This window comes from Caballeronia sp. GAWG1-1 (genome assembly GCF_023631465.1).
Classification (GTDB): domain Bacteria; phylum Pseudomonadota; class Gammaproteobacteria; order Burkholderiales; family Burkholderiaceae; genus Caballeronia.
On sequence record NZ_JALQDB010000051.1, the window covers coordinates 1 to 12,740 of the forward strand.

At 61.6% G+C, this 12,740-nt stretch carries 11 protein-coding genes and 1 pseudogene; 4 read left to right on the forward strand and 8 right to left on the reverse strand.

All coding sequences use genetic code 11. The features are described from left to right. From NCT03_RS30865 to NCT03_RS34435, 4 genes are all read left to right on the forward strand, one after another. A partial coding sequence (locus NCT03_RS30865) for a methyl-accepting chemotaxis protein (protein ID WP_350030197.1) occupies positions 1-237 on the forward strand: 237 nt, incomplete at its 5' end. A gap of 1,207 nt (positions 238-1,444) precedes the next feature. After that, the gene (locus NCT03_RS30870; RefSeq protein ID WP_250469821.1) at positions 1,445-1,639 is read left to right on the forward strand and encodes a CsbD family protein; all 195 of its coding nucleotides are present in this window, start codon (positions 1,445-1,447) and stop codon (positions 1,637-1,639) included. A 285-nt stretch (positions 1,640-1,924) separates the two neighbouring features. After that, positions 1,925-2,200: a hypothetical protein gene (locus NCT03_RS30875; RefSeq protein ID WP_250495215.1), complete on the forward strand. Its 276-nt coding sequence runs from the start codon at positions 1,925-1,927 to the stop codon at positions 2,198-2,200. Between the two features lie 850 nt (positions 2,201-3,050). Next, the gene (locus NCT03_RS34435) at positions 3,051-3,383 is read left to right on the forward strand and encodes a hypothetical protein (RefSeq protein ID WP_502800447.1); all 333 of its coding nucleotides are present in this window, start codon (positions 3,051-3,053) and stop codon (positions 3,381-3,383) included. Positions 3,384-3,593: 210 nt separating this feature from the next. Here NCT03_RS34435 and NCT03_RS30885 read toward each other — a convergent pair whose 3' ends face one another. The 8 genes and pseudogenes from NCT03_RS30885 to NCT03_RS30920 all read right to left on the reverse strand — a co-directional run. Then, positions 3,594-4,706 carry a serine hydrolase domain-containing protein gene (locus tag NCT03_RS30885; RefSeq protein ID WP_250469823.1) on the reverse strand — a complete coding sequence of 371 codons (1,113 nt, stop codon included), beginning with the start codon at positions 4,704-4,706 and terminating at the stop codon, positions 3,594-3,596. A gap of 72 nt (positions 4,707-4,778) precedes the next feature. Beyond that, positions 4,779-5,171: a DUF4150 domain-containing protein gene (locus NCT03_RS30890; protein WP_250469824.1), complete on the reverse strand. Its 393-nt coding sequence runs from the start codon at positions 5,169-5,171 to the stop codon at positions 4,779-4,781. 31 nt (positions 5,172-5,202) lie between these two features. Beyond that, positions 5,203-5,901 carry a DUF3540 domain-containing protein gene (locus tag NCT03_RS30895; protein WP_250469825.1) on the reverse strand — a complete coding sequence of 233 codons (699 nt, stop codon included), beginning with the start codon at positions 5,899-5,901 and terminating at the stop codon, positions 5,203-5,205. Positions 5,902-5,933: 32 nt separating this feature from the next. Beyond that, positions 5,934-7,040, reverse strand: coding sequence for a pentapeptide repeat-containing protein (locus tag NCT03_RS30900; RefSeq protein ID WP_250469826.1), 1,107 nt, complete (start codon positions 7,038-7,040; stop codon positions 5,934-5,936). Positions 7,041-7,049: 9 nt separating this feature from the next. Continuing rightward, a complete protein-coding gene (locus NCT03_RS30905; RefSeq protein ID WP_250495216.1) occupies positions 7,050-9,740 on the reverse strand; it encodes a DUF2169 domain-containing protein in 2,691 nt (896 codons plus the stop codon). 13 nt (positions 9,741-9,753) lie between these two features. Continuing rightward, positions 9,754-10,977 (reverse strand): hypothetical protein, encoded by a 1,224-nt coding sequence (locus NCT03_RS30910; protein WP_250495217.1) that lies wholly within the window; start codon positions 10,975-10,977, stop codon positions 9,754-9,756. 19 nt (positions 10,978-10,996) lie between these two features. Next, a complete protein-coding gene (locus NCT03_RS30915) occupies positions 10,997-12,571 on the reverse strand; it encodes a type VI secretion system Vgr family protein (RefSeq protein WP_250495218.1) in 1,575 nt (524 codons plus the stop codon). Between the two features lie 67 nt (positions 12,572-12,638). Next, positions 12,639-12,740, reverse strand: a pseudogene (locus tag NCT03_RS30920) (type VI secretion system tube protein Hcp); the annotation flags it as partial.

The window sequence follows — 12,740 nt, forward strand, 5'->3', positions numbered from 1 at the left end:
GGCGTGACCATGACCGAACTCACGCACGCCGTGAGACGCGTCACCGACATCATGGGGGAGATCGCCAGTGCTTCGTCCGAACAGAGTAAAGGTATCGAGCAAGTCAATCTTGCCATTACGCAGATGGATTTCGTGACGCAACAGAATGCAGCCCTCGTCGAAGAAGCAGCCGCTGCTGCGCAGTCGTTGGATGGGCAGGGTCGAAAACTTACGGATGCCGTATCGTTCTTTCACTAAGGAACGTCATACCAGAAAACATGCGCTGCCGGCCAAGGGCGATATCTATGCTGTTACGAAGGGCGTCGCTGACTGCGAAGTTGCGCCTACATCGCGAATACACGTGTTGAAGTGCTTTATTCTGCTACTGGGTGCACTAATTCTGCTAATACACGGAGGTCGCGCGATTTGGAGGTTCTTCCCGATTCGCTCACCAGGATAAGCAACCGATCCATGTCTCGTGATAGTCGCGCGATTGCTGCTGAAAAATGCTCGAGTGTTGTTCGGTGTACCTCGCAAGGGGCGACATGCCGGCCTCAAGGTGTACCAGTACGCTGCCGGGCGAGCGTGTTCCGTCCCGCAGCAACTAGCCCATCCGCGTTGGTTAGGAAGGTAGGTTGTGAACACCTCGTCGATGATCTCAGCACGAATACCCAAGCGGTCATTTCTTGCCTTGGAACTCCGCTCGCGCGGCTGGACCGCGCTGGCGACAGGATCTCTTTGCGGCTGGTTCTCACCGCTCTTGGGCAAGATAAACCGAATTGCTCTTTAGCTTACGTTAGTAAGATTAATGGACCACTAAAGGGTATTAGCTGAATTAGCGAGCATTACCCAGTGAAATGTTACGCGGGTCGTATTGAGGTTGGTTCACTCGATGAGTCCGAGTTTGGCAGTCCAATCAGCGGTTTTGTCAAATCCTCCCGTTAGCAGAATAGCGCACCTTGTTAAAAAAATTAATGAAGTTCAACAGTCGTCGTACACGGCGGCAAGGTTTGCAACAATCGCGTGCATTATGGCGCCAATCCTGTGGAACTCCCAAACTTAAGCCCAAAACACGCGCGTCCGCGCACAACCGGAATCCGTGGCATTCCGGATCACCCGCACTGACGATTCATGTGCTGTGATTGTAACGTTCATGTCGTAGGCGCCTTTTGATATATTCGGCATTGACCGGGCCCGCCATCCAATTCAACTTATCGATTCAGATATAAATTTAATTAACTCCTAGCCAGAATTTTGCAGCTAGCGCCTTTAAAGTCGACTGCATGATGTTAGCCGGACGCGTTATGGAGAATGGCGGCCCGCTTCTGGGAGAAGTATCATGTGCTTAATTTAGGCGGTAACGACATCGCGGAAATCCTCGTCGAAGCTCGAAAGTGAAAAGTAGGAGGCACTTTCCTTGCTAAGAGTGGATGCCCGCATGTTGCCGGCGAAAAGGAGCGATGCCATGAATGAAGACCAAGTCAAGGGAGTGGGGGAGAAGGTGAAGGGCAAAATCAATGAGGGCATTGGAAAAATGACGAATGATCCAGCCCAGGAAGCGAAAGGCGACGCACAGCAAGCAGCAGGCGAAGTGCGCAAAGATGTAGGCGACGCTAAAGAAGATCTTAAGGACGCGGCCAACGATAGGTCGAAGCCGTAATGGATGTCTGACGTAGGACGGATGTACGCCCGCCTCCATCTCGCGGGCGTCATTCATCGCGGCGCTCAACAATCACTGAGTGCGTGAGTAGCAATCTCCACGTGGATTGTTCATCCTTGTCTAGAAAAATCTTTACGATAGCTTAAGTTCCTTCGCGAAGCTTTTTCAGTTCATAGCATAGCCGTCGCATCACATGTATAGCTGCCGGCCGAACAGTTGCGTAGGCATCGCGATTGCGCTCTCGTCTGGAAAGTCAGCCTGTGCTGTTGCATTATTGGAGAAGTAATGACGAGCGAACGCGAAGACAGCGCATTGAAGTTTTACATCGCTGAGTTTCAACGGCTCGCCGCAAAAGGCGAGAATGGCGAAGATGTCTTCGAGCTCATCGCCATTCTTGCTGAAAACGCTATAAAGCACTTAGACCCGTGGAAAAGTGGAGGCCAAACCTACAACCGTCCAAAGCTAATCGCGCAGCTTAAGATGAGGGCTAATTACGTTGCTCACTCGTCGCCTAGAGCCGCAAAGGTACTGGAGGAGGCGGCAAAAATATTAGCAAAATAGCGGGTTCTCTTCTGCTCCGACAGCATGTCTTGTCAGTCGGCTAAACTACCCTCGTCTGGATGTTCTACCATAACATTTCGGCTTATTTGCGTGGTCCACCGCCCTATAGTTGGCGCTGTGCATTGTCAAGCGCATGAAGCTCTGCTCGATTTTGACACATTAGTCCGCGAGTATGCGAGTGCATTGACTTCGGCGGTAGCGCAAACCGCTGCCGGTGCCAACGGGACCGAACTAGAGCTGGTCAATGGACATTGTCAGCGACGGGTTGGCCAATCGTCGGCGCTTTCGCTGTCTGAACGTGGCGTCTCGTTCAGGTTGAAGCCGATCCGTTGAAACTTGTAAAACGAGCTGCTCAAGTTTGGAATGTTGGTGCCGTTGATAGGAAGATGCAGCGCCTCGGCTGCTGTCTCTCAGTAGTTTCGCCCGCCCTCGGTGGCGGGCTCTTTTTGGCACCGCTTTCGGCGTTTTGACTGCACGAGGGATTGCTACCTCGAACCGCCATGTTCGACAAAAATGAATGCCGTCTAAGAACGAATGCCTCTTACGCTTTCAAAATGTATAACTTAAAGAACACCGTCGGCAATGACCCTGCCTCGTTTCCACGTAAAGCAAATCATGCAGCGATCAACCTAGCCTCGTACTCGACTGGAGTGCAGAATCGATAGAGGTGTGCAGGCGTTCTCGATTGTAGTAGTCCTCGATCCAATTGTTGTAAGCGCTAATACGAGCACACCTTTCTTCGAGGGGCGTTAAGAGCGACGATTGCGTCCGCAACCCACATTGCGGACGCAGACCATGAGCGACGATGAATTTGACTTTCCGCCACTCCGAGTCATCCGAGAATGCTCCAATGGCAAACGAAGGTACGACCCTGACGGCGAACACGACCATTGGCTTGTCGCATGTCGTGACGTGGACGGGCAAGAAGTGGTCCGAACTGCGCAATGGTCCGGAAGGCTGGCGTTACGATCCGGCGCATATCGGCGAGCCGGGTTCGCGCCTTGGCGGCGACCTCGCGTATATCCTGAAGAACGACGATGTGCAGGCCGCGCTGACCAGCCTCGATCCTTACATGATTATCGACAGCCACATGCGGGACCGGCTTATCGCCCGTTCTTCGGCTGGTATCGGTCGAACGTGTCGAATGTGCGGCGGATCATCGGTGCGGAAGCGGCGCGGGTGAATCCGGAACTGGCTGATCTCGTCATCAGGCAGCGTCCGTCGGAGGCCACTAAGGCTACGTCGAAGGTGATGGGGCAGATCGTGCTGGCGTCGGACCATGCCCTGGCGAATGGCGGGTATCGGTTGAGGTGTACACAGGTGCCGAAGGGCGGGTTGCCGACGTGTGAGCGGGTGGGGGTGGCGGAGTGAGGGGGTAGGTCCCCTCGACCCCTCACCGCAAATGCCGCCCAATCGCCACAGCCACCGGCGCGGGCGGCGTATCGTTCTGATTGACCGCGATAAAAATCGCCGCGTCCTTGAACGGGTTCACGACGATCACTGAACTGAACCCGGCCGTCCCGCCGTTTTTCAAAATCTCCGGATGCAATCCCGGCGATCCGTTGCCATTGTTCGTCACCCACGCCATGCCTTGCTGCGCCACGCCATTGGGCAAGGTATATCGCGGCTTCTGTGCATCGCGCATGGCGGCGATCAACTCGGCGGAGACGGGATGCCCGTCGATCTCGCTATGCCCGAGATTCGCTTCACCGAAGCGCAGCATGTCGGCGGCGGTGGAGCGCATCGCGCCCGCCGCGTACCACGCGTAGAGCGGCCATTGCGGCGCGCGCTGGCCGTTGCGCAAATGGCCCTCGGCCGTGCGCCCCGGTACATCGACCGGGCCCACGAACGAACTCGTCATCCCGAGCGGCTGCAGAATGTCCGCCGATAGCTGTTCGTTCCACGCACGCCCCGTCGCATTCGCAAGCATCGCACCGAGCACGCCGATGCCCGCATTCGAGTATTCATAAGGGCGTGGCAGCGGTCCGTCCGGTGACCACGACGACACCCAGCGAAAGAAATCCGCCGACGTGTAATGGTCGATGCCGCGATAACGCAGATCACGCGGCGCGTCGGGCGGATTGTCGGGCATGCCCGAGCTGAAGTCGGCGAGTTGCAGCGGCGTGACGTTCTGCGCGGCGGGTTGCAGGGTGACGCCGTTGGGCATGTAGCGCTGCATCGGCGCATCCGGCTCGATCTGATGCCGAGCGGCGGCGAGCGCGAACAAGGTCGTCGTGAAGACCTTCGTGCACGAGCCTATCTCGACGATGGTATCGGCAGTAAACGGCGAGCCGTCGTCATTGGCCGTGCCGTATGCGTAGTAGTAGCGCTTGCCGCGCAGCGACACGCCGACTATCGCGCCCGCCGCCTGATGCGAAGTAAGCAGCGGCTGCAGGTAGGTATCGACGACTTGACGGATCGCGGCGCTATCGTCGGCGGGTTGTTGCGCGGTTGCGGGAAGCGTGGCGCAGGCGGTGAGAAGCAAGGCGAAAGTGCGTTTGAACATGATCTTGTTATGGTTGGCTAAAACAATGCTGATGCGGTCGATAAAAGAGAACGATAAGAAGCCGACGCCCTCTCAACTCATAATCATCACGACGGTCTGACTCGGCGCAAGCACGGCCCCCATCGCGTTGTTCTGGTTCTGCGAGGTGGGCGTGGTGAGGCGCACGGCAGGACTGCCGGCGATCATCACTTTCTCGCTTCCCTGGGTGAACTTCGCCGGTCCCATAATCATTCCGGAACTGACGCCGCCCGCCACGCCGCCCTGATCGCCATTGGTCATCGGGATCTCGGCGCTCAAGTTGAGCGCGGGCGAGCCGCCTATCAATACGGTCTCGGCAGGCGGGGTGCCCATCGTGGGCATCGCTATATTTGGGTATGGCGTGGGCACCGGGCCAGCCGGTGTCGGCGTCTGACAGACATCGGGTTCGGCCATCAACTGCCCGCCGCCTATGGTCACTGCAAACATGATGTTTTCTCCGCGTGTTCCAGTGTTCGGTTCAGCCCAGCTCGATCTTCGAGCCGTCGATGCGCGTCATCTCGTCGGACTGCATCGTCGTATGGCGCGTGTGGAAGTGGGCGTGGCCTTCTACGCGCCAGCGCGCACTGCCCGTGCGCAGTTCATCGGTGCCTTCGACCCAGCGCGTGCTTTCCTGGGAGCGCTGCAAGAGCCTTCCAATCGTCGATACCAGCGACTTCGCCGCCATCGTCATGCGGCCGATGCCCGCATCCAGCACGCCGATGCGTGTCGTGGCCTGCTGCGTGACGAGTTCGGTTGTGACGCTTTCGAAGCTGAGTGCGCGCGTCCGTGCGCTCACGCATTCGCTACCATCCAGCGCGATTCGCGCCGCATGCACGCGCAGTTCGCCATCGGCGGTATTCAAGCGTGCGCCGCCGGGCAAGGTCAGCGTGGCCGTGGCCATGGCCGATGGCGCGCGCGTCAGCACGGCAAGCACATACGGCACGCACATGGATGCGGCCTTGCCCGCCGCATCCGGCAGCGCAGCGAGTGCGGGAAGCGCGGGGCAGACGAGCACGAGATCGCCGGTTTCGGGTTCGAGCAGGCAGCTCTCGGCACGTAACGCGCGTTCGATAAAGCCATCGAGAAACAGCCACTTGTCAGCGCGGCCAGTGACGATGGCGGTGCAGAGGCCCGCGTTCGCTTGCACAGTGTTCGATGAAAGGGATGCGTGGTCCATGATGTTCGTCCGTGTATCGATCGAATGAGTATTCAGCCTTGCCATGTTTCGGCGCGCAGGCGTAGCAAGTCGGTCGGCCGCGTGCGTTCGCGCGCCGCGTTGCCCCAGTGAGTGCGCTCGTCGATCAGTGCGTGGAAATCGGCATTGCCGAAGTCGGCGCGTGCGCAATCGGCTTCGCTGAGATCGACGTGCGAGCAATCGCAATCGATGAATAGCGCGCCCGTCAACGTCGCGCGTTGCAGGCTCGCGCCGCTCAGGTTGGCCTGCACGAAGCGCGTGCCGTCGCAACGTGCGCCGGTCATGCGCGCCGCGCTGAAATCGGCGATCACGAATTGCGCGCCCGTGAGGTCCGCGCCATCCATCTGTGCGCCGGAAAAGCGCACTTGTTCGCCGTGCGCGCCCGCGAAGCTCGCGCCGCCGAGCACGGCTTTGTCGAAGCGCGTCTGCGTGAGACGGCTACGCCCGAAGTCGGCCTTGACGAGTTGCGCGCCGGCAAACTGGCAAAGCGTGAGATCGCAGCCAGGAAAGCGTTGCCCGGTGAGATCGGCGTTGGTGAAAAACGCCTGCCGCAAGCTGGTGTCGGCGAAGACGGCCTGCGCGAGCTTGCCCGCAAGCGCGGTGAAGCGCGTGAGATCGGCGCGGCTGAAGTCGCATGCATCGAAGACGCAGCCGGTGGCATCGCAACGAAAAAGGCGCGCGCTCGCGAAGCTTGCCGCAGAGAGATCGCAGCGGTCGAACACGCTTTGTTCGAACTGCGCGCCTTGCAGGTTGGCGCCTGTCAGCACCGTCTGCATGAAGGTCGCGGTATGGCCGCGCGCCTCTAAGATGCTCCCGCCGGCAAGCGTGCTGCCGGACCACTGCGAGCCGTCGAGGATGACGCCGTCGAGTTTCGCCATCGACAGATCGCAGCCGCGTACTGTGGCGCGCGCGAGATTCGCACCCGACAGATCGACGCCGCGCAGATCGATACGCTCGAAGATGACGTCTTGCAGATCGCGGCCGCGCAGATCACTACCCGCGAGGTCCAGATCGGCGAGGCGCGCGCCAGGCGTGAGGCTGGCGGCGTCGAGAGCGGATTGATCGGAGCCATCCGGGCTAACCGAGCGGCCGTACGGATCAAAGTTAAAGGAATCCGACATGATCGTCTCTCAATGCTCCGCTTCCGCGCGGCCCGGAATCGCGAGCAGCGTGCGGTCGATGTTCGCGCCTTCCAGATTCGCCCGGCCGATGTTCGAGCCATAGCACTGCGCGCCGTAGAGATTGCTGCGCACGCACTGAGCGCCTTCGAGTTGCGCGCGCCGCAGCGTCGCGTTCATGAGGTTCGCGCGGCTCAAATCGGCATGCGTGAGATCGGCCTTGGCGAATTGCGCCGACTTCGCCTGCACGCCGACAAAGCGCGCGCCCGCTGCCTTCGCGCCGCTGAAGTTGGCGCGCTCCATGAAACTGCCGTCGAAGATCGCGCGGCTCATGTCGATGCCGATCCACGATGCCGCCGCCAGATTCGCTCGCGCCAGACTTGCGCCGCTCAGATTGGCGGCGAGGCCGGAGCGCGAGCCAGCGAGATTCGCCTGGTCGAAGCGCGCGCCCGCCGCGCGGACCGCATAGAGACGCAATCCTTCGCCGTCGATATTGACGAACGATGCGCCGTCGAGCGCCGCGCCATCGAGGCTTGCGTGGGCGAGGCTGGCATCGGTGAAATCGGCGCCGGACAGCGTGCAGCCTTCGAACGTCGCTTTGGGCGCGCCGCAGGCCACGGCGCGCAAGCCCGTCATGTTGGCCGCGTTGAATTGGGCATGGCCGCAGTTCGAACCTGCAAGCGATGCCGCGCTGAAATCGGCTGCCGAGAAATCGCCGGCTTCGAGTGAGGCGTCATCGAGACGCGCCGCCTTGAAGAGCGCGCCGCGCGCACTCGCACCGGCGAGCGATGCGCCACGCAAATCGGCATCGCTGAAATCGGCTTCGGCGAGCGTTGCTTTGCTGAAGTCCGCGCCCGCCAGACGGCTGCCGTAGAGACGCGCGCCGTCGAGCAGCGCGCCGCGAAAATCGGCGCGTTCGAGCGGCGCGTTCGAGAGATCGAGCTCGCTCAGATCGAGCCCTGCCAGCGATTCACCGGCGGCCACACGCGCGAGCACGTCTTCACGCGTGAGACGCGCTGCGATGGCGGGCGCGTCCGGCGGCGTCTGTGGCATTTGAGGCGCTTGCGGCGCCGTCGTGGCGGCTGAGGGCAAAACGGCCGTGAGCGCATCGAGGCTGGTGACGAAGGCATCGATGTCGAGGCTCGCCGCATCGCGGATGGCGGCGGCGGTTTGCGCGTCGTTCGACTGCGCCGCAAGCTGCTCGAAGCTCTTGCCGCTTTGCGCCAGCTTCGCCTGCATTTGCGCATGCGCTGCACGTACTTCGTCGCCGAGTGCGCGGATATCGGTGGTCACGCTCGGCTCCGGAGTCTTGCGCGCGGCGGCGACGGCTTGCTCCACTTCTTGCGCCGTCAGTCCGTGCTGCTTCATGACATCGCTCGTCATGGTTTCGACTTCCTTCATGAGACTGTCAAAACCTCCCGTCGATGACTTCGCTTGCGCCGCGACCGGTTCGGGCGGCAAGTACGGTTCGATATCCTTCGCGCTCAAACCATGCTGTTTCATCAGCGCCTGAGACTGTGCTTCGAGTTCCGCACCGAGCTTTTCAAGTTCGGCGAGGCCGGGGATCTCGGCAGGCACGGCGGCCGGCGCGGCAACCAGCCCGCTCGCAGGCGTTTCTGCGGGCGCGGGCGACGGCGCTGGCTGCGCGGTATCGGCTTGTGGCGCGGCAACGTCCTGTGGCGCGCTTTCCGCCAGCATCCACGCGTGGTAGGTGGCGAGCGGCGCGGGCCCATCGCTCATCGCTTCCCATGCGGCCACTACGTGCGTGACATCGTCGGCGTCTTCATCGGCGATGGCGGCCACCGCGCGATACAGAATCACGCCCCGCTGACTCTCCGGAAAGAGCCACACGGTTTCCGCACGCGCCGCGCATTCCTCGAAATGCGCGCCGTCCGCCGAAAGCCGGTTGACGAAGCAGCGCGCGCGCAGCCCCGGCAACTGACCCTCCAGAAGCGCTTCGGAAGGATGCATGTTGCGCACGGCGATGCGCTCGTCGCCGATCCAGAAGCCGTCGATACGCTGGTCGGCGGGCGCGGTGCAGAAGTAGTCGGTCTGCGTGCCTGCCGGAAGATGCGGAAACGTGGCGGCGAGCCATTGATCGTCGAATGCGCCGAGAAACGCCGCCCGCCGTGGCGCGCTTGCGGTTTCCGCCCAGTATCCGGCGGGATCGCGGACATCGCCGGATTGCGCGATCAGCCGGCCCGGTGCTTCCACGTTTGGCAAGGGCTGGCGCGTCGCACCCGAGGGCAACGTCACTGGCGCCGCGCCGCGTCCCAGCGGATTGGCCGCAAAAGCGGGACCGCCGTAAGCGCGCGATGCGTCCATCGGCATGCGCAGAAATGGCTCGGGCTTCGAGATGCCCAATGCTTCGAAGTAGCGGTCACCCGAGACATACAACTCCTTTTGCGCGCCGCCAATCTGCACCGTAGTCGCCAGAAGCGTCGCGGGCTGTGGGCCGGGCGCGAAAGCCGCACCATATGCGAGCCATTCGCCGCGCGGCTTGGGAAAGCCTGCATCGAGCAAGGCGTCGTTGCCCAGTGCGAGGGCGCTCGACTGCCACAACGCGCTTTCGCTATCGAGATGAGCGACGCCGCGCCGATCCAGCGGGAACATCGCAAGCAGTCCAATCGCAAGCAGATCGCGCCGCTCGAAACGCAGGGTTCGATGCAACACCGCGAGGTTGTCCGGTTTGACGATTTTCATGGCGGGTTCCGGTTCAGCCGAGCTTGATGAGCGGGCCGGCAATGGCGATGCCGGTTTCGCTGGCGGAGAACTGCGTCGTCGCGGGACCGGTGATGTAGACGCCGCGATCGTCCGCGACGAGACCTTGCGTGCCCGCTGGCCCCTGGTACGACAAACCCGTGCCGGTGGCGGCGAGCGACAGCGAACTCTTGGCCGGGGCCGCGCCTACGCTGACGAGGAACGAGGCCTCCGACAGCTTGAAGCTATCGGTGGGACTGGACGTGCCGAGCGATCCGACGATGCTCGCCTGCGCGCCGTTGAAGATGACGAACGATGGCCCGCTCGTATCGAGGGTCGGCGCGCTGCCGTCCTGAATGACCGCGGGAATGCCGGTGGTCCCGAGCGTGACGCTGTTCTTGTCCACCTTCACGGTGGCGGACGAACTCGCCGTCAGCATGCCCGGACTCGCCACGCCGGACTGAAACGTCAGCGCGGTCGAACTATCCTGCAGATACACGGCGGAGAGTCCTGCGCTGAGTGCCGAACCCTTGGTGCGGCCGAGGCTCGCATAGCCCGTCGGCATGGAGAGCGAGGCCTTGTTGATGGCGGGCAAAGGCAGGTCCGAGAACGAACTGGACAGATTGCAGCCGTTGGCGTCGAGCTTGAGCGTGCTGATCTGCTTGACCTTGTCGAGCGCATCGGCCACGCGCTTCATCAACACGCCGATGAGCACGCCGAAGCCGACGTTCGCGCCGAACGCGATGGTCGACGTGGCCAGCGCGGAGTCCAGCATCATCTTGTTGTTGTCAAAGTCCTGCGGCGTGGTTGCGGCCGCCCCGCCCGTCGGGGCGGCAAGGCCCGCCGAGGTCGCGCCGATCGCCACGTTGGTGGCGAGTAGTCCGCCGAGCGCGAGCTTGACGTTGGTGAGCGCGGCTTCGGCTGCGCCCCATGCGAGCGTGGCGGCGGGGTCGCAGCCTCCGGTGAGCTGCACCGAGTCCTTCGCCTGCGTGGTGCTCGATTCGGTGAGCGAGATGGTCTTGCCGCCCGACATGCTGAGCGCGCCGGAATAGTTCCAGCTCACGTTGCCGCTTACCGATGCGGACACCGTGCCGCCCGCGAAAAGGCTCGTGGTGGTGCCGACCGAAACGGAATTGGTCGCGCCGATCGTGACGCTGTTCGACAGACCAGCGGTTACCTTGGAGGCGCTGCCGAAGGTGAGATTGTTGTTGTTGCCGAGCGTGTAGGTCAGGATGCTCATGTTCTTCTACCTGTCAGTCTCAGATACTGCCGATAATCATGTGCGTGCTGCCGTCGGGGGAATACATCCACATCGACTGGCTGCCCTGTGTGTCGTTCATCAGCAGTTGATTGCCGCCGCTGGTGGCGATACGGTTCTGCGCCGGGTTGATCTGATTCACCACATTCGAATTCATCGAATTCGGCACCGTCCCGACGATCACCGGCTGGTCCGGATCGCCGTCGATGAACGCGAGCAGCACTTCCGCGCCCTTCAACAACGGGAAGTGCATGCCGTGGCCATCGCCGGAATAGGGCGTCGCCATGCGCACGCGCGCCGAGCCTTTCGCCGCCGCCTTGTCGGTGCGATCGAAGGGCAACTGCACGGTGTACTGGCCGTATGCGTCGAGTTCGGCGTAGTCGCCGCTGCCTGCGGCATCGACGGTGCCGGTCAGCGTGCCCGCAATATGCGGCCGCACCGTCGTGCGCGGGGCGCGATACTGCACATCGGCGCTGATCGCTGAAAACGAATTGCGATAGATGATCTCTTCGCGCGCTTCACTGCTCGCGCTGAAGGGCGTCTTGATGCCCGCGAGCAGCGCGCCCGCCTGCGATCCTTCATGCGTGATCTCGGTCACGAGATAGCGGCCGTTGAAGTCGTCGCGATAATGATGCGACATCTGCATGAAATAGCCGCTGCGCATTCCCACAGCCGTGCCCTGGCCATGAAAGCGCACGCCGCCGCAAAGAATTTCCTCTGCGCGCAGATTGGCGTAGCGCGCGCCTTCGTCGGCGTCGCGGAAGTTGTCGCCGTAGAACATCGCTTCGCCGAAGCCTTGCGCGGATACGGCCGCCTCGACCACCAACGGCAACGATGCCTTGCGGTAGTTGTAGTCTTGCAGCACCACCTTCGCGGGCAGCGGCTTCGTGCGGCACATAAAGCTCTGCACCGAATCCGGCGCGACACCGGTATCGAGTTCGTCGGCGGGACGATAGTTCACGGGCAGCGCATCGGCAGCGTGCATGGCGCGGTCATCGACGATCGTGAGCGTGTCCGCCTCGCCGCTCTGCGCGAAGTAGTAATACATGCCTTCCTTCTCCAGCCAGCGCGACATGAATTCGAAGTGGCTCTCCTGGAACTGACAGACATAGCTGCGCGGACGGTAATCGCCCGTGAGTTTGAGATCGACGGCGCTGCCCGTAAGCTGCGCGTCGCGCAGCACGCCGCCCAGAATCTGCGGGATGGTCTGCTCGTTCAGATAAACCTCGCAAGTGCGCGTGAGCGTGAGCCGCCATGCACGCGGCATCAGCACCGCCCGATAAAACGTATAGCCGCCCGCGTGATGCAACTGATCGAACTCGGCGAGCATGCCGGAGTAAGGCGTCGTGCGCGAAGGATCGTCGGGCGCGCCTATCTCGAAGGTCGCGTTGTTCTGCAACATCTTCGTGAGGTCGATGGCGGCATCGTCCGAAACGAGCGTCACTTCGAAGCGGAACAACTGCGAGATGGCTTCACGTCCGTGCATGCGCACCACCGAGAACGTGTCGGCAGCGTAAGCGTCGGAAACGAAGCTGAAGCGCTGATTATTGGCGAGTCGTGCGGAAAGCGAAGTCATGGCGGCAGTTGGCGGGATGGTTCACGAACGCGTGCCGTGGGACATCCACGGCGCACAAGCTTCAAGGTCAGGCCTTCGGAGCAAGCCAGGAATCTTCGGCTTCGATGCCGTCCGGCTCGTAGGTCCACGTGATCTTTTCGTAGGTGAACGCGAGATCTTCCATGTGACC